Below are 16,133 nucleotides of genomic sequence, written 5' to 3'. Positions count from 1 at the left end.
AGATGAGCGCCCCCAAGGGGGCGCTCCCGGCGGCTTCGGGCCTCAGGCCGGCTGGGGTTCGCGGCGGATCCGCGCCCGCTGGCTCAGGAAGACGGCGGCGATCAAGATGGCGGCGATGATGGCGTAGGCCAGGTCGGGGAAACCGTCGAGGACGTGCATGCCCAGGGTGTTGCGCAGGAAGTCGGGCAGGTTGGCCAGCGTGTCGATGCCGATGGCGTGCAGCATCCGCTGGGTGGTGAAGAGCAGGAAGGAGGCGAGCAGCAGCCCGATGCGTTCGGGCCAGGTGGCGCGGGTCAGCCACCAGCCCTGGGTGCCCGCGACGAAGAGCAGCATCGCCACGAGCGCGGTCAGGACGACGTAGACGACGTAACCCCAGTGCCCCTCGGGGTGGATGAGCAGCAGCGCCGGCTTGAAGAAGAAGATGAAGGGCAGGATTGCGGTGCGCATGTCGTAGATGAAGCCCTGGACGCCGGTCTTGATCGGGTCGCTGCGGGCGATGGCCGCGGCCGCGTAGGCGGCGAGGCCCACCGGCGGGGTGTCGTCGGCGAGGATGCCGAAGTAGAAGACGAAGAGGTGGACCGCGACCAGGGGAACGGCGAACTCGGCCTTGTCGGCCAGGTGGGCGATCACCGGGGCGATCAGCGAGGCCATGACGATGTAGTTCGCGGTCGTGGGCAGCCCCATGCCCAGCACCAGGCTGGCCACCGCCGAGATGAGCAGCACCAACATGATGTTGCCGCCGGACATCGCCTCGACGATGTCGGCGAGGCCGAAGCCCAGGCCGGTCATCGTCACGATGCCGACGATGATGCCCGCCGCGGCCGTGGCGATGGCGATCGAGGTCATGTTGCGCGCGCCCGCCTCGAAGCCCTGCACGATGTCGACGAAGCCCTCCCAGAGACCCTTGAGCGTCCCCATCCCGATGTCGGGGTGTTTGGCGCGAAGGGCGAGCACCCATTCCTGGACGACGAAGACGACGAGCGCGATGGGCACCGCGTACTCGAACTCCATCTTGAAGTACTGCTTGAAGGCGAGCATCAACCCCATGGGGATGACGTAGTCGGCGAAGTTGCCCTTGTGGCCCCGGATCACGACGGCGATGCGCTGCATGACGATCATGCCGATCAGCATGAACATGGCGTTGAGCGCGGAACGTTCCGGGGTGTGGCGCAGCCCCACCAGCTCGTACATCAGCCAGGCCACCGGGATCAGGTACTGCGCCCCCGAGAAGAAGGTCGGCCAGAACGGCGGCAGCTCGCTCTTGGGCAGGCCCTTGAGGCCCAGCTTGAGCGCCTCCAGGTGCACCACGTAGAAGAGGCCGATGTAAGAGAGGACCGCGGGCACCGCGGCGTAGATGATCAGCTTGTAGTAGGGGAGGTCGAGGAACTCGGCCATGATGAAGGCCGCCGCCCCCATGACCGGAGGCATCAGCTGGCCGTTGGTGGACGAGCCCACCTCGGTGGCGCCGGCCTTTTCCGGTGGGTAGCCCACCTTCTTCATCAGCGGGATGGTGAAGGTGCCGGTGGTCACCACGTTGGCGATGGAAGAGCCCGAGATGATGCCGGTGAGCATGCTGCCCACCACCGCGGCCTTGGCGGGGCCGCCGCGGTAGGTGCCCAGCCCGGAGTAGGCGAGGTCGACGAAGTACTTGCCGGCCCCCGCCTTGTCGAGCAACGCCCCGAAGAGGACGAAGAGGAAGACGAAGCGGGCGGAGACCTGGATGGGGGTGCCCCAGATGCCCTCGGTCGTCAGGTAGAGCTGCTCGACGATCCGCCGCCAGGGGTAGCCCGAGTGCAGGTAGATGATGTCGGGCAGCTCGAAGGGGATCAGCCCCTTGGGGCCGGTGACGGCGTAGAGGATGAGCACGCCCGAGATGGCGAGGAGCGCCACCCCGACCACGCGGATGGTGGCGAGGAAGAGCGCCGCCAGCGCGATCGTGCCCATGACGATGTCGGTGGTGTTGGCGACGCCGCCGCGCTGGAGGACGATGCCGTTGAAGTCATAGACGATGTACAGGGCCCCCGCCAGCCCCATGGCGAGCACGGCCCAGTCGATCCAGGGGACGCGGTCGCGCGGGGCCCGCTTGGGCGAGGCGTACCAGATGGCCACGCCGGCCAGCAGGGTGACCAGCGCGATCCAGACGAAGAACTTGCCGGCGGTGAGGATGTTGAGCACCACGCCCGCCGTGAGCACGACGACCGCCGCGTCGCGCGGCGGGTTCTTGGAAGGGTAGGCCAGGAACGCCAGCGCGAAGGCGAAGGCCAGGTGGATCGAGCCCAGGATCAGGATGTCGAGGTTGCCCTTCCAGGTCGCCCAGACCTGAAAGGTGCTCCAGGCGACGGCGATCAGGAAGATCAGCCATTTCTGCCAGGCGGCCCGGGGGTCGCGCGCCCCGTACTCGACCTCCTGCATCAGCTCGACGGCCTTGTCCAGGTCGCCGGTGTCGCCTGCGGGCGTAGGGTTGGAACGGATATCGGACTCTTCCGGTTTCATAGATCACCTCGCAAAGGGCGGGGGCAAGCTCGCCTGTACGCTAACACAGTATACAAATACCCCCGGCCGTAAGGCCGGGGGCTAAGGTACCGACGCAGGATTTAGTCGATCGGCTTGGCGGCGTCGGGAATGGCAATGCCTTCTTCCTGGTAGAACTTGGCCGCACCCTTATGCAGCGGGATGGGCATCCCGTCGAGGGCCTTGTCCACGGAGAAGTGCTGAGCGATCACGGGCTTGATGGCCTTGAACTGGTCCACCTTGTCCTTGAAGATCAGCTTGGCGATCTGGTAGACCACGTCCGCGTCCAGGTCCGCCGAGGCGGCCAGGGTGGCCTTCACCGCGACGGTCTGGAAGGGCTTGTCCTGGCCCTTGTAGGAGCCGGCCGGGATGATGATCTCGGCGTAGAAGGGGTACTTCTTCTTGAGGAAGTCGATCTTGGCGAACTCGATGGGCAGGAAGACGATGTCGGTGGTCAGCGCCGCCTGGGCGATGGCGCTCGAGCCCACGCCGGCGGTGTAGAACATCGCGTCGATGCGGCCGTCCTGCAGCAGCTGAGCGGCCTGCTTGGGCTTACCGCGCACGGCGGTGCCGAGGTCGTCGAAGGTCAGGCCGTAGGCCTCAAGCACCTGCTTGGCGTTCTGCTCCACGCCCGAGCCGATGTCGCCCACGTACACCTTCTTGCCCTTGAAGTCGGCGATCGAGGTGATGCCCGAGTCCTTGCGGGCGAAGACGTGCACGGGCTCGGGGTAGATGGTCGCCATGCCGCGCAGCTTGTCGGCGGGCTTGCCGATGAACTTCTCGACGACGATGCCGTTGAACGCGTAGTAGGCGATGTCGTTCTGGATCATCGTCATCTGCAGGTCGCCGGTCTGGATCGCGCCGGCGTTGTAGACCGAGCCACCGGTGGAGATGGCGTTGGCCTTCACGTCGGGCAGGTTCTCGTTGATAATCTTGGCGATACCGACGGCGGTGGGGTAGTACGTCCCCGTGGTGCCGCCGGACCCGATGGTGATAAAGGTCTTGGCCGATACGCCCATGGCGAGGGCCATACCCAGCACGACTGCGAGAATCAACTTGCTCTTTTTCATGCACTTACCTCCTTGGCGATATTCTTGGCATTGCCAGTATCTACTTTAGCGTGTGGAGATGAGAGGGTCAATTCGCTTGGGTCCGGGGCGCCCAACGGGTTTGCGTTCCTCTATATAGGGCCGGCTAAAAAAGCAAGACCGGGTATAACTATGCAAGACGGGGCGCGCACCCCCTTTTCTTTTGCGGTTGGTTGTGCCAGATTATGGGGTAGTCGAACGACCCTCCCGAGGAGGCGGCATGAACCGACAACGAATCATCGACGCAATCGACCTGGCCCATCGGATCGTCCGGCAGCATCTGAGCGTGCAGCCGGGCGAAAATGTTTTGATCGTGGCCGACCCCGAGACCGAGATGGAGATCTACCTGGCGCTCGCGGGGGCGGTGCAGTCGGTGGGCGCCGAGTTCACGGTCTCGTTGATGCCCACGCGCGGCCGCGACCGCGCCACCTACCTGACGCGGCCCATCGAGCACGCCCTCGACGCCTCGGACGTGCTGATCGGGGTGACCAAGGCCTCGGGCGCGCCCACCTACGCGCGCAAGGTGGCCCAGCTGCTCAGCGCCAAGAAGATCCGCGCGCTCTCGATGGTGATGCGCGAGCTCGACAACTACCTCAAGGGCGCCGCCACCGCCGACTACGAGGAGCTCGAGGACCTGGGGCAGCGGGTGGCGGGGCTGTGGGCCGCGGCCGACGAGATCCGCATCGAGACCCAGCGCGGCACCCGCTTCCGCGCCGGCGTGACCAAGGAGCCGGTGATGGGCCAGCCGGTCATCGTCGAGTGCGGTCTGGCCCGCGAGCCCGGGCGCGAGGCGGCCTTCTCCGACGGCGAGGTCTCCCAGCGCCCGCGCGCCGGGACGGCCGAAGGCAAGCTCGTCATCGACGGTCCGGTGGCGGGGATGCGCGGCCTCGACCCCTTCGAGGTGGAGGTCGAGGGCGGCGAGGTGGTGCGCATCGCCGGCGGCGGCAACCGCACCCGCCAGCTGGCCTCGGTCTTCGCGCGCCTGCCGTGCGCCAAGCACATCGCCGAGATCGGCCTGGGGCTCAACCCCGAAGCGCTGCACAACGGCGACTTCGAAGAGGAGAAGAAGGCCCAGGGGAACGTGCACGTGGCCCTGGGGGACGACATCTTCTACGGCGGTTCCCACGGCTGCGACATCCACTGGGACATGGTGCTCTACGACGCCACCGTCTGGCTCGACGACTTCCCCCTCTTCAAGGAGGGCAAGCTGCAGCTCGAGGAAGTCCTCGAGACCACGCGATGAGGGGGACGGGCATGGGGGCGCTCGACGGCCTCGTCGTGCTCGACCTCTCGCGCATCCTCGCCGGCCCCTACGCCACCCAGATGCTCGCCGACCTGGGGGCCGAGGTCTGGAAGGTGGAGTCGCCCTGGGGCGACGACACCCGGCGCTGGGGCCCGCCGTTCCGCGAAGGGGAGAGCGCCTACTTCCTCTCGACCAACCGCGGCAAGAAGAGCCTGGCGATCAACCTCAAGGACCCCCGGGGGCAGCGGCTCGTACGCCGGCTGGCCGAGCAGGCCGACGTGCTGGTGGAGAACTTCAAGGTGGGCGACCTCGCCCGCTACGGCCTCGACTACCCCAGCCTGGCCGAGGTGAACCCGCGCCTCGTCTACGCTTCGATCACCGGCTTCGGGCAGACGGGGCCGCGCGCCGCCGAACCCGGCTACGACGCGGCGCTGCAGGGGATGACCGGGATCATGAGCGTGACCGGGGAGCCCGACGGCCCCCCGACGAAAGTGGGCGTCGCCTGGATCGACGTGCTCACCGGGCTGACCGCCGCGGTGGGCATCCTCGCCGCGCTGCGCGAACGCGACGTGAGCGGCCGCGGGCAGCACCTGGACCTGGCGCTCTTCGACGTCGGTGTCGCCGCGATGGTCAACCAGGCCCAGGCCTACCTGATGACCGGGGTCGCGCCGACGCGCATGGGCAACGCCCATCCTCAGATCGTGCCCTACCAGGCCTTCGCGGCCCGCGACAAGTGGTTCATCCTCGCCGTCGGCAACGACGCCCAGTACCGGCGGCTGACCGAGGCGCTGGAAAGGCCCGACCTGTGGGAGGACGCGCGCTACCAGACCAACGCCGGACGCGTGGAGCACCGCAGCGAGCTCGTGGCCGAGCTGGCGCGCATCTTCCGCAGCCGCGACCGCGCCGTCTGGCTCGAGTTGCTGCGCGCCGCCGGAGTGCCGGTCACGCCGGTGAACGACGTGGGCGAGGCGCTCGCCGACCCCCAGGCGGAGGCCCGGGGGCTGCTTTGGGAGCTCGCGCACCCGCGCCTGGGCCCCACGCCGCTTCTGGCCAGCCCGCTGCAGCACATGAGCCGCACCCCCGCCGCCCCCACCGCGGCCCCCCCGCTGCTGGGCCAGCACACCCGCGAGGTGCTCGCCGGGGCGCTGGGGCTGGACGCGGCGGAGCTCGGGCGGCTGGAGGCCGAGGGCGTGATCCGGAGCGCCCCCGTGGATGAGAACCCCGGCTGACCCACCCGACCCACCCGACGAAAAGGCCGCCGCGGGCGGCCTTAATGCGTTCTTAATCAACGCTCAAAATTAAGAACCCTTTAGCCGTTTTTCAAGTGCTTCCCCCATGGTCGGGCGCAAGCTGAGGCTGCACACAGGGAGGTGCACGATGAAAAGGTACTTCGGGATGATGGCTTTGTTGGTGCTGGTTTTGGCGGCCTGTTCGACGACGGGAACCCTGGGTGACGGCGAGAGCCTGGACGCCGAGCAGCTGGCGATCGAGACCGACCTGAACCTCGACGCCGCGATCTTCGAGGACCTGGGCGGGGCCGCGGCGGCCTCGGTGCAGTCGGTCGAGGACCAGGACGTGGCCGACTTGGCGGGGGCCTGGGGGCTTCCCACCGTGGCGGTGCGCTTCCTGAAGGCCTGGGGCGTGCGGCTGCCGCGCCCGGGCGACGCCGACGGGCAGTGCAACATCGACGTGAACACGAACGGCTACGCCGACGCCGACGGTGACGGCGTCTTCGACCTGGTGGACGCGAGCTTCGACTGCAGCGGCACCCTGGGCGGCGGGCAGGCCTTCGCGGTGAGCGGCGGCTTCCACTTCGAGGACAAGGACGGCGCGTTCACCGGCTTCGCCATGACCCTCAGCGACTTCACCGTCAGCCTCACCACCACCCGCGGCGAGCACACGGTCCAGCGCACCCGCACCCTGAACGGCAGCGTCGACGTCAGCGGCAGCCCGGCCGAGGGCTACGTCCTCACCAAGGACCTGAGCATCCACTTCGTGGTCGAGGTCGACGGCGAGGTGCTGCACGAGGCCACCTGGACCGCCCAGAAGACCAAGACCTACACCCCCGACGACCCCGACGCCCCCGCCGTGGGCGGCGTGGTTTCGATCAGCGGCAACGCCACGCTGACCCGCGACGGCAACACCATGGAGTTCCAGGTCTCCACCTCGACCGACGTGGAAGGGGAGACCCCGCTCCACTGGAGCCGCGACTGCTGGCGCGCTGCGCGCGACGCCGGGCGGCTGGGCCACAAGATGGGCGGCTTCGACGCCGGCTGGATTTTGCACGAGAACCTGACGACCGGCGACTACACCAAGGTCACCTACAACGGCTGCGGCAACGTCAGCGTCGAGAAGAACTTCTGAGCCCGCTTCGCCTCCGCGGCCGGGCCCCGAGGGGCCCGGCCGCCCGTTTCACTCCTCGGTGGGCAGGGCGGCCTCCACGGCGCGGCCCAGGGCCTCGCCCGGGGTCTTGCCCTCGCCGCGTTCGGCGGCGGTTTCGTGCTCGAGCCAGACGACGCTTTCCTCGAAGGGACCCCTTCCGAAGAGCACCCCGCGCCAGCCGTGGCCCAGCAACGCTTCCAGGGCCTCGCCCAGGCTGCCGGCGTCGTGGCCGCGCACGAAGAGCGCCTCGGCTGCCTCGGGCGGCCAGTCGGCCACGAAGCCCTGGCGGGCGGCCAGGAACCCGTAAGCGGGGTCGCGCTGTTCCATGGTGCCGCCGCGGGCGAAGTAGCGTTCGAGCACGAACAGCCAGTCGCCCCGCCGGCTCGCCGGCGCCATGGCGGCGTAGGCGGCGTCGAGGTCTGCGGGCGTGTAGGTGCGGTAGCGGTTCTCGTGCACGACCAACGCCTCGGGCAGGCGCGGACGGGGCGCGGGGTCCTCGTCGGGCACGCCCACGACCAGGCCGCTCACCGGGACGACCCCGCGGGGCAGCTCGAGCAGGCGCGCCACCTCGGCGGGGCGGTTGAGCAGCCCGCCGATCCAGCAGATGCCGTAGCCGAGCGCCTCGGCGGCCACGGCCAGGTGCGCGCCCGCCAGGGTGGCGTCGACGAGGGCGAAGTGCAGGCCGGTGCGCGGCCAGTGGGCCATCGCCTGCCCGCGGTGCGCGAGCAGCCGCTCCAGGCGGTGCACGTCGGCCAGGGGGACGAAGAACTCGGCCGCTTCGGCGACGTGCGCCTGGTCGCCGGCCAGGTGGGCGAGTTCGCGCCGCAGCTGGGGATCGGTCACGCGCAGGATCGAGTAGAGCTGGGCGCTCGCGTCGGTGGGGGCGCGCCGCGCCGCCGCCAGGATGCGCTCCAAATCGCCCTCGCGGAGGGGTTCGGGCTTGAAGCGGCGGATCGAGCGGCGCTCGAGCAGGTGCGTGAGCTGGTCCATGCCCCTAGCCTAACCGACCGGGTACACACGCCCCATTCCGCGGTTTTTGGTCGATCGGTATAATCCACTAGGTTAACGCCGCTTGGAGGGGAAAGACATGGCCATCAAGATTGCAGTACCCAAGGAGGAAGCCCCGGGCGAGCGCCGGGTCGCCCTCGTGCCCGAGGTCGCCGGCAAGCTCGTCCGACAGGGGCACGCCGTCGCCGTCGAGAGCGGCGCGGGCGTGGGGGCGCACTACCTCGACGACGCCTACGAAAAGGTAGGCGCCCAGCTGGTGGAACGGAGAACCGAGCTCCTCGGCGGAGCGCAGATCGTGCTCAAAGTGCAGCCGCCGACCGAGGACGAGATCGACGCCCTGCCCGAGGGCGCCGTGCTGATCGGCTTCATGTACCCGCACCGTTACCCCGAGCGGGTGGCGAAGATGCGCGACAAGAAGCTGACCGTCTTCGCCATGGAGCTGGTGCCGCGCATCACCCGCGCGCAGGCGATGGACGCGCTCAGCAGCCAGGCCACCGTGGCCGGCTACAAGGCGGCCCTGATCGCCGCCGACACCATCGACCGCTTCCTGCCCATGCTGACCACCGCCGCCGGGACGATCCGGCCCGCGCAGGTGCTGGTGCTGGGGGCGGGCGTGGCGGGCCTGCAGGCCATCGCCACCGCCAAGCGTCTGGGCGCGGTCGTCAGCGCCTACGACGTTCGCCGCGCCGCCGGCGAACAGGTGAGGAGCCTCGGGGCCAAGTTCCTGGAGCTCGAGATCGACGCCGAGGCCGAGGGCGGCTACGCGCGCGAGCTCACCGAAGAGGAGAAGGCGAAGGAGCGCGCGATGGTCGAGGAGGCCATCGTCGCCGCCGACATCGTGATCACCACCGCCAACATCCCCGGGCGCCGCGCGCCCATCCTGGTGACCAAGGACATGGTCGAACGCATGAAGCCGGGTTCGGTCATCGTCGACCTGGCCGCCGAGTCGGGCGGCAACTGCGAGGTCACCCAGCCGGGCGAGACCGTGCAGGTGGGCGACGTGCGTGTGGTGGGCCCCTTGAACCTGCCGAGCGCGCTGGCGGTGCACGCCTCGGAGATGTACGCCAAGAACCTGCACAACTTCCTGGAGCTCATCCTCACCGAAGAGGGCGGGCTCGAACTCGACTGGGACGACGAGATCCTGGCGGGCAGCGTGCTCGTCCACGACGGTGAGATCAAGCACGCGCCCACGCGCGAACTCGTGGAAGGAGGCGCGGCATGATCAGCGGAACCTGGGCGGCGCTCTACATCTTCATGCTCGCGGCGTTCACCGGCTACGAGGTGATCAGCCGCGTCCCCGTGGTGCTCCACACCCCCCTGATGTCGGGATCGAACTTCATCCACGGCATCGTGCTCGTGGGGGCGATGGTGGTCCTCGGCCACGCCGAGACCACCCCGGAGCTGGTCATCGGCTTCATCGGCGTGCTGCTGGCCGCGGCCAACGCCGCCGGCGGCTACGCGGTCACCGAACGGATGCTCGAGATGTTCGAGCGGAAACCGAAGGAGGGCTAGGCCATGGAGACCTTCATTCAGCTCGTTTACTTCGTCACGGCCTTCCTCTTCATCCTCGGCCTCAAGCAGATGAGCCACCCCGCCACCGCCAAGCGCGGCATCGTCTGGGCGGGGTACGCCATGCTGGCGGCCACGATCGTCACCTTCGCCTGGCCCGGCCTCGGCAACTTCTTCCTGATCATCGTCGGCATTCTCGTCGGCGGCGGCGCGGCCTGGGTCATCGCCAAGAAGGTGGCCATGACCGACATGCCGCAGATGGTGGCCATCTACAACGGCATGGGCGGCGGCGCCGCGGGCGCGATCGCCGCGGTTGAGCTGCTGCGCCACAGCGCCGGCCAGGGCGAGATGACGACCGGCCTGCTGGTGCTCGCCCTGCTGGGCGGGCTCATCGGCGCGGTCTCGTTCAGCGGCTCGATGGTGGCCTTCGCCAAGCTGCAGGGCCTCGTCAATTCGCGCGCGGTCACCTTCCCCTTCCAGCAGCCGATCAACATGGCGGTGCTGGCCGTCTCGGTCCTCTTCGCCCTCGCCTACCTCTTCGGCGCCCAGGGCACCGGGGTGGTGCTGTGGTTCTTCGTGCTGGCGCTCCTCTTCGGCGTGCTCATGACCATTCCCATCGGCGGCGGCGACATGCCGGTGGTGATCTCGCTCTACAACGCCTTCACCGGCCTGGCCGTCGGCTTCGAGGGCTTCGCCATCGGCAACCCGGCGATGATCATCGCCGGTACGGTGGTGGGCGCGGCCGGCACCCTGCTCACCATCCTGATGGCCAAGGCGATGAACCGCTCGCTCTACAGCGTGCTCTTCGGCGCCTTCGGCGCGGTGGAGCAGGAGGGCGGAGAGATCAAGGGCAGTCTCAAGCCGATGGAGCCCGAGGACGCCGCGAGCCTGATGGCCTTCGCCAACAAGGTGATCATCGTGCCCGGGTACGGCATGGCCGTGGCCCAGGCGCAGCAGAAGGTCAAGGAGCTCATGGAGGAGCTCGAGAAGCGCGGGGTCGAGGTCAAGTTCGCCATCCACCCGGTGGCGGGCCGCATGCCCGGTCACATGAACGTGCTGCTCGCCGAGGCCGGCATCCCCTACGAGAAGCTCTTCGACCTCGACGAGATCAACCCCGAGTTCGAAACCGCCGACGTGGCCCTGGTGATCGGCGCCAATGACGTGGTCAACCCCGCCGCGCGCCGCGAGGGCAGCCCCCTCTACGGCATGCCCATCCTCGACGTGGACAAGGCCAAGCAGGTCTTCGTGCTCAAGCGCGGGCGCGGCAAGGGCTTCGCCGGCATCGAGAACGAACTCTTCTACGCCGACAACACCAACATGGTCTACGGCGACGCCTCGGAGACCCTCAACAAGATGGTCCAGGCGCTCAAGAACCTCTAGGCGCCGCGCAAGACCGACCGGCCCGCCCTTCGGGGCGGGCCTTTTGGTGGCAGAATGGGGGCATGAGCCTGAGTCTGCGCGAACGCATCCGATCGGTGCTCGACCAGCTGAAGCAGGAGGGGCTGTACATCACCCCGCCCGTGCTCGAGGCCCCGCAGGAGCCCGTGACCCGGGTGAACGGCCGCGAGGTCGTCAACCTGGCCTCGAACAACTACCTGGGCTTTGCCAACCACCCGCACCTGAAGGCGCGGGCGCGGGAGTTCCTGGAAATCTGGGGTGCGGGCAGCGGCGCGGTGCGCACGATCGCCGGCACCTTCAGCTACCACGAGGCCTTCGAGCAGCAGCTGGCGGCCTTCAAGGGCACCGAGAGCGCCCTCGTGCTGCAGTCGGGCTTCACCGCCAACCAGGGGGTGCTGGGGGCGCTCTTGCAGCCGGGCGACCTCGTCTTCTCCGACGAGCTCAACCACGCTTCGATCATCGACGGGCTGCGCCTCACCAAGGCCACCCGCCACGTCTTCCGCCACGCCGACGTGGCGCACCTGGAGGAGCTGTTGCAGGCCCACGACACCGACGGGCTTAAGCTGATCGTGACCGACGGGGTCTTCTCGATGGACGGCGACGTGGCCCCGCTCGACCGCATCGTGCCCTTGGCGGAAAAGTACGGCGCGCTCGTCTACGTGGACGACGCCCACGGCTCGGGGGTGCTGGGCGAGCTGGGGCGGGGCACCGTGCACCACTTCGGCTTCCACGAGAACCCCAACGTCGTCCAGGTGGCCACGCTCTCGAAGGCCTGGGCGGTGGTGGGCGGTTACGCCGCCGGGGCGCGCGAGCTGCGCGAGCTGCTCATCAACCGGGCGCGGCCCTACCTCTTTTCGACCTCGCACCCGCCCGCGGTGGTGGGGGCGCTGGTGGGGGCGCTCGAGCTCATCCAGCGCGAGCCCGAGCGCATCGAGCGGTTGTGGGGCAACACCCGCTACTTCAAGGAGGAGCTGGCCCGCCTCGGCTACGACACCATGGGCAGCCAGACCCCCATCACCCCGGTCCTCTTCGGCGAGGCGCCGGCGGCCTTCGAGGCGAGCCGGTTGCTCCTGGAGCGGGGCGTCTTCGCCGTGGGCATCGGTTTCCCCACCGTGCCGCGGGGCAAGGCGCGCATCCGCAACATCGTCACCGCCGCCCACACCCGCGCGCAGCTCGACCGGGCGCTCGAGGCCTACGCCGCGGTGGGGCGCGAACTTGGCGTAATCGGCTAGCGGCTCCGCCGCGGACCGACCCGGGCGGACGCCTGGGGTAGAATGGTCTGTACTTTCTACGCGACGTGCGGGTGCGGGCCGGGGCGAGGTACGGGGGGCATGAAGGAACACACGACGGGGTCCGGACACATCACCTTGCTGGAGCGGGTCAGCTCCGCGCCCTTCGGGCGCGTGCGCCGGGTGCTCGTCATCGGGGTGTTGCTGCTGGGCGCGGTCGCCAGCCTGGCGGCGCTCTACCTCCAGGTCGCCATCGAGGCGACGAACCCCGTCGACCTCACCTTCCTGCCCCTGATGTTCGTCCTCTTCCTGGGCATGGGGGTGGCCCTCGTCTACCGCCCCGACAAGCTGCACCTCGTCGAGAACGCCGCCTATTTGATGCTCGTGCTCTACGGGCTTTCGATGCTGGTCTACCAGGTGCGCTACACGCTTCCCGAGCTGCACACCTTCACCGAGACGATGTTCTGGTTCCCCATGCTCTACCTGGTGGCCTACCTGCTGCACCGCCGCGCCATGGCCTTCCGCATCGCCACCGGCATCTGGGTGGTGGCGCTGGTGCTGGGGCTCCTCTACACCCCTTTCGGAGAGCTTTGGCGCAACAAGGACGCCGGGGCCTTCAACGCGCTGCTGCAGTTCTACATCTCCGGCATCGTCTACGCGATGCTCCTCTACGCCTTCTCGCGGATCGAGGAGAGCTACGCCGAGAACCGCATGCTCGCCTACCTCGACCACCTGACCCAGCTGCCCAACCGCCGCTACGGCGAGGCCGTGCTCGTGCACCTCTTCCGCCAGATGCGCGAACACGGCGGCACCTTCAGCGTGATCATGCTCGACCTCGACGGCTTCAAGAAGGTGAACGACCGCCACGGGCACGACGTGGGCGACCGCGTGCTCAAGCGCTGCGCCCTGCTGATCCAGCGCTACCTGCCGCGCGGCGCGCGGGTGATCCGCTGGGGCGGGGAGGAGTTCCTGATCGTCCTTCCCGACCTCGAGGAGCGCGCGGCCCTGGCCGTGGCCGAAGAGGTGCGGCGGGGGCTCGAGCGCTCACCCCACGAACGGGTGGGGCCGGTGCTGGCCAGCCTCGGGGTCGCCGGCTGCCGCCCGGGCGACACGCTCGACACCCTGATCCAGCGCGCCGACCAGGCCATGTACCTCGCCAAGCAAAACGGCGGCAACCGCGTCGTGGCGTTCTCCCAGCTGCTGCAGACCGCCCAGGCCTAGCCCCCGGCCGCCTGCAGCAGATCGGCGACCCGGCGCGTCTCCTCCCAGGGGAAGCCTTCGCGCCCGAAGTGGCCGTAGGCCGAGGTCTCGGTGTAGATGGGGCGCAGCAGCTCGAGCTCCTCGATGATCGCGAGGGGGCGCGGGTCGAAGACCTTGCGCGCCACCTCGGTGATCTGGCTGTCGGTCAGGGTCCCGGTGCCGAAGGTCTCCACGCGCAGGCCCACGGGCCGCGCCTTGCCGATGGCGTAGGCCACCTCCACCAGGGCGCGCTCGGCCAGGCCGGCGGCCACGAGGTTCTTGGCCATGTAGCGGGCGTAGTAGGCCCCCGAGCGGTCCACCTTGGTGGGGTCCTTGCCGCTGAAGGCGCCGCCGCCGTGGGGGACGGCCCCGCCGTAGGTGTCGACGATGATCTTGCGTCCGGTCAGGCCGGCGTCGCCGTGGGGGCCGCCGAGGACGAAGCGGCCCGAAGGGTTGATGAGGAAGTGGGTGTCGTCGCGCAGCAGCCCCGCGGGGATCGCCTGGCGCACCACCTTTTCGATCAGGTCGTCGCGCAGCTCGTCGGGGTCGATGTCGGGGGCGTGCTGGGCCGAGAGGACCACGGTCTCTACGTAGAGGGGCCGGTCCCCGTCGTAGGCCACGGTGACCTGGGCCTTGCCGTCGGGGCGCAGGTAGGGGAGCTCGCCCGACTTGCGCACCTCGGCGAGGCGGCGGGTGAGCCGGTGCGCCAGGGTGATGGGCAGCGGCATCAGCTCCTCGGTCTCGCGGGTGGCGTAGCCGAACATCAGCCCCTGGTCGCCCGCGCCCACCTGGTCGTAGGGGTCGGTGGAGCCGAGCACGCGCACCTCGTAGGCGGTGTTGACCCCCCCGGCGATGTCGGGGGACTGCTCGTCGATCGCCGAGAGCACCGCGCAGGTGTCGCCGTCGAAGCCGAACTTGGCGCGGGTGTAGCCCACCTCCTTGACGGTGCGCCGCACCAGGTCGGGCAGGTGCACGTAGGCCTTGGTCGTGATCTCGCCCGCGACCAGGACCATGCCGGTCTTGACCAGCGTCTCGGCGGCGACGCGCGCCGCGGTGTCCTTCGCCAGGATGGCGTCGAGGATCGCGTCGGAGATGCGGTCGGCCAGCTTGTCGGGGTGCCCCTCGGTTACCGATTCGGATGTCACCAGTCGTAGCAACGTCGCCTCCCGGGTGCTCGTGCGGCCTCGGCCGCTCAGCTATGAATATACCGCGTGCGCGGCGGGATCACGAAGCCGGCGCGCCCAGCGCGGCGTGCAGCTTGCGGAAGTCTTCGATGCCCAGGCGTTCGGCGCGCACCATCGGCTCGAGCCCCGCCTCCGCGAGCGCGGCGAGGACGCGGTCGCGCGGCCAGCCCGCCTGTTCCAGGTTCTTGCGCAGGGTCTTGCGGCGGGCGGCGAAGGCCGCCTCGATGAGGCGGAAGAGCTCCGGGTCGTCGGGGGCACCGGTGTGCTCGAGCTCGACGAGGGTCGAGGTCACCTTGGGGCGCGGGTAGAAGGCCTCGGGCGGGAAGTCGCGCACCTTGCGCACCCGCGCGTGGTGGGCGGCGCGCAGGCTGAGCAGGCCGTAGGCGGGGGTGCCGGGGGCGGCGGCGAGGCGCTCGGCCACCTCGCGCTGCAGCAGCACCACCAGACGCCCGAAGCGGCCCTGGCGCAGCAGCTCGCTGAGCAGCGGGGTGGCCACGTTGTAGGGCAGGTTGCTGACGAAGAGGCTGCCCGGCGGCACCTCCGACCAGTCGCAGTCGAGGGCGTCGGCGAAGCTGAGCTCGACCGGGAGGCCGGCCAGGGTCTCGCGCAGCACCGGCTCGAGCCGGGTGTCCTTCTCGATCGCGTGCACCCGGGCGCCCGCCAGCGCAAGGGCGCGGGTGAGCGTGCCCAGCCCGGGGCCCACCTCCCACACCTCCTGGCCCGGCCGCACGTCCGCGGTGCGCACGATAACGTCGAGCAGCCCGGCGTCCACGAGGAAGTTCTGCCCCAGCCTCCGGTCGGCGGCGAGGCCGTAGCGCTCGAGGAGGGCGCGGACGGTGCTAGGCTTCGTCAGCGAGGGCATTCAACCGTTCGGTCAGGTAGGCCTCAGCGGCCTGGAGGTCGCCGTTTTCGGCGAGCGCCAGCTCTTCACTGAGGATGCCCACCAGCTCGCGGTACTGCTGGTGCTCGGTGCCCGAGAGCGGGCGCAGCTGGTGGCGGCGGTGCAGCGAGGCGAGCATGCGGGCGAGTTCGAGGGGGTCGCTCTCGCTGAGGGCGCGGCCGATCTCCCGCTGGCGCGCGGGCCAGCCGCTGGCGAGGTCCCGGGCCTCGCCCAGCGCCCGCACCAGCGCGTCGCGGTCGGCGCCGGCGAGCGGGGGGCGGAGGCCGAGGCGCTCGGCCTTCTCCACCGGGACCATGATCGTCCCCGGCTTGCGCAGCAGCTCGATGACGTAGTAGGTGTTGCGCTCGCCCATGACCTCGCGCTCGGCGATTTCGCGAATATACCCGCCGCCCTGGGCGGGGTAGACGACCGGGTCCCCGACGTTAAACCCCATGGCCGCCA

14 protein-coding genes are annotated in these 16,133 nt (G+C 69.4%); 8 read left to right on the top strand and 6 right to left on the bottom strand.

Going from position 1 to position 16,133, the window contains the following annotated elements:
* Positions 1 to 42: 42 nt before the first annotated feature.
* Entirely contained in the window at positions 43 to 2,493 is a 2,451-nt protein-coding gene (locus OCEPR_RS12325) for a TRAP transporter permease (RefSeq protein WP_013458443.1), read from the bottom strand.
* Between the two features lie 101 nt (positions 2,494 to 2,594).
* Positions 2,595 to 3,581 (bottom strand): TAXI family TRAP transporter solute-binding subunit, encoded by a 987-nt coding sequence (locus OCEPR_RS09180; RefSeq protein WP_013458442.1) that lies wholly within the window; start codon positions 3,579 to 3,581, stop codon positions 2,595 to 2,597.
* Positions 3,582 to 3,819: 238 nt separating this feature from the next.
* Here OCEPR_RS09180 and OCEPR_RS09175 point away from each other — a divergent pair, with 238 nt between their 5' ends.
* The 3 genes from OCEPR_RS09175 (at position 3,820) to OCEPR_RS13040 (ending at position 7,206) form a co-directional block, all read left to right on the top strand.
* Positions 3,820 to 4,842 carry an aminopeptidase gene (locus OCEPR_RS09175; RefSeq protein WP_013458441.1) on the top strand — a complete coding sequence of 341 codons (1,023 nt, stop codon included), beginning with the start codon at positions 3,820 to 3,822 and terminating at the stop codon, positions 4,840 to 4,842.
* Positions 4,843 to 4,853: 11 nt separating this feature from the next.
* Positions 4,854 to 6,071 (top strand): CaiB/BaiF CoA transferase family protein, encoded by a 1,218-nt coding sequence (locus OCEPR_RS09170; protein WP_013458440.1) that lies wholly within the window; start codon positions 4,854 to 4,856, stop codon positions 6,069 to 6,071.
* Positions 6,072 to 6,219: 148 nt separating this feature from the next.
* Positions 6,220 to 7,206 (top strand): hypothetical protein, encoded by a 987-nt coding sequence (locus OCEPR_RS13040; protein WP_013458439.1) that lies wholly within the window; start codon positions 6,220 to 6,222, stop codon positions 7,204 to 7,206.
* Positions 7,207 to 7,254: 48 nt separating this feature from the next.
* Here the strand turns inward: OCEPR_RS13040 and OCEPR_RS09160 are convergent, their stop codons facing one another.
* Positions 7,255 to 8,214 (bottom strand): nitroreductase family protein, encoded by a 960-nt coding sequence (locus OCEPR_RS09160; protein WP_013458438.1) that lies wholly within the window; start codon positions 8,212 to 8,214, stop codon positions 7,255 to 7,257.
* A 97-nt stretch (positions 8,215 to 8,311) separates the two neighbouring features.
* Between OCEPR_RS09160 and OCEPR_RS09155 the strand changes: the two genes are divergently transcribed.
* The 5 genes from OCEPR_RS09155 (at position 8,312) to OCEPR_RS09135 (ending at position 13,589) form a co-directional block, all read left to right on the top strand.
* Positions 8,312 to 9,454 carry a Re/Si-specific NAD(P)(+) transhydrogenase subunit alpha gene (locus OCEPR_RS09155; RefSeq protein ID WP_013458437.1) on the top strand — a complete coding sequence of 381 codons (1,143 nt, stop codon included), beginning with the start codon at positions 8,312 to 8,314 and terminating at the stop codon, positions 9,452 to 9,454.
* Positions 9,451 to 9,744 (top strand): NAD(P) transhydrogenase subunit alpha part 2, encoded by a 294-nt coding sequence (locus OCEPR_RS09150; RefSeq protein ID WP_013458436.1) that lies wholly within the window; start codon positions 9,451 to 9,453, stop codon positions 9,742 to 9,744. Before OCEPR_RS09155 ends, OCEPR_RS09150 begins: the two co-directional genes overlap by 4 nt.
* Before the next feature lie 3 nt (positions 9,745 to 9,747).
* On the top strand, positions 9,748 to 11,121 hold the full coding sequence (locus OCEPR_RS09145; protein WP_013458435.1) for an NAD(P)(+) transhydrogenase (Re/Si-specific) subunit beta: 1,374 nt from the start codon (positions 9,748 to 9,750) through the stop codon (positions 11,119 to 11,121).
* A gap of 62 nt (positions 11,122 to 11,183) precedes the next feature.
* Positions 11,184 to 12,371 (top strand): glycine C-acetyltransferase, encoded by a 1,188-nt coding sequence (locus tag OCEPR_RS09140; RefSeq protein WP_013458434.1) that lies wholly within the window; start codon positions 11,184 to 11,186, stop codon positions 12,369 to 12,371.
* Between the two features lie 99 nt (positions 12,372 to 12,470).
* On the top strand, positions 12,471 to 13,589 hold the full coding sequence (locus tag OCEPR_RS09135) for a GGDEF domain-containing protein (protein WP_013458433.1): 1,119 nt from the start codon (positions 12,471 to 12,473) through the stop codon (positions 13,587 to 13,589).
* Here the strand turns inward: OCEPR_RS09135 and metK are convergent.
* From metK to OCEPR_RS09120, 3 genes are all read right to left on the bottom strand, one after another.
* A complete protein-coding gene (gene metK / locus OCEPR_RS09130; protein WP_013458432.1) occupies positions 13,586 to 14,764 on the bottom strand; it encodes a methionine adenosyltransferase in 1,179 nt (392 codons plus the stop codon). The two genes, OCEPR_RS09135 and metK, sit on opposite strands and share 4 nt — an antisense overlap.
* Before the next feature lie 67 nt (positions 14,765 to 14,831).
* Positions 14,832 to 15,653 carry a 16S rRNA (adenine(1518)-N(6)/adenine(1519)-N(6))-dimethyltransferase RsmA gene (rsmA, locus tag OCEPR_RS09125; protein WP_013458431.1) on the bottom strand — a complete coding sequence of 274 codons (822 nt, stop codon included), beginning with the start codon at positions 15,651 to 15,653 and terminating at the stop codon, positions 14,832 to 14,834.
* Positions 15,631 to 16,125, bottom strand: coding sequence for a CarD family transcriptional regulator (locus OCEPR_RS09120; protein WP_041554165.1), 495 nt, complete (start codon positions 16,123 to 16,125; stop codon positions 15,631 to 15,633). Before OCEPR_RS09120 ends, rsmA begins: the two co-directional genes overlap by 23 nt.
* Positions 16,126 to 16,133 lie beyond the last annotated feature (8 nt).

The organism is Oceanithermus profundus DSM 14977 (assembly GCF_000183745.1).
GTDB classification, from domain to species: Bacteria; Deinococcota; Deinococci; order Deinococcales; family Marinithermaceae; genus Oceanithermus; species Oceanithermus profundus.
This window is presented reverse-complemented; position numbering and strand designations above follow the sequence as displayed.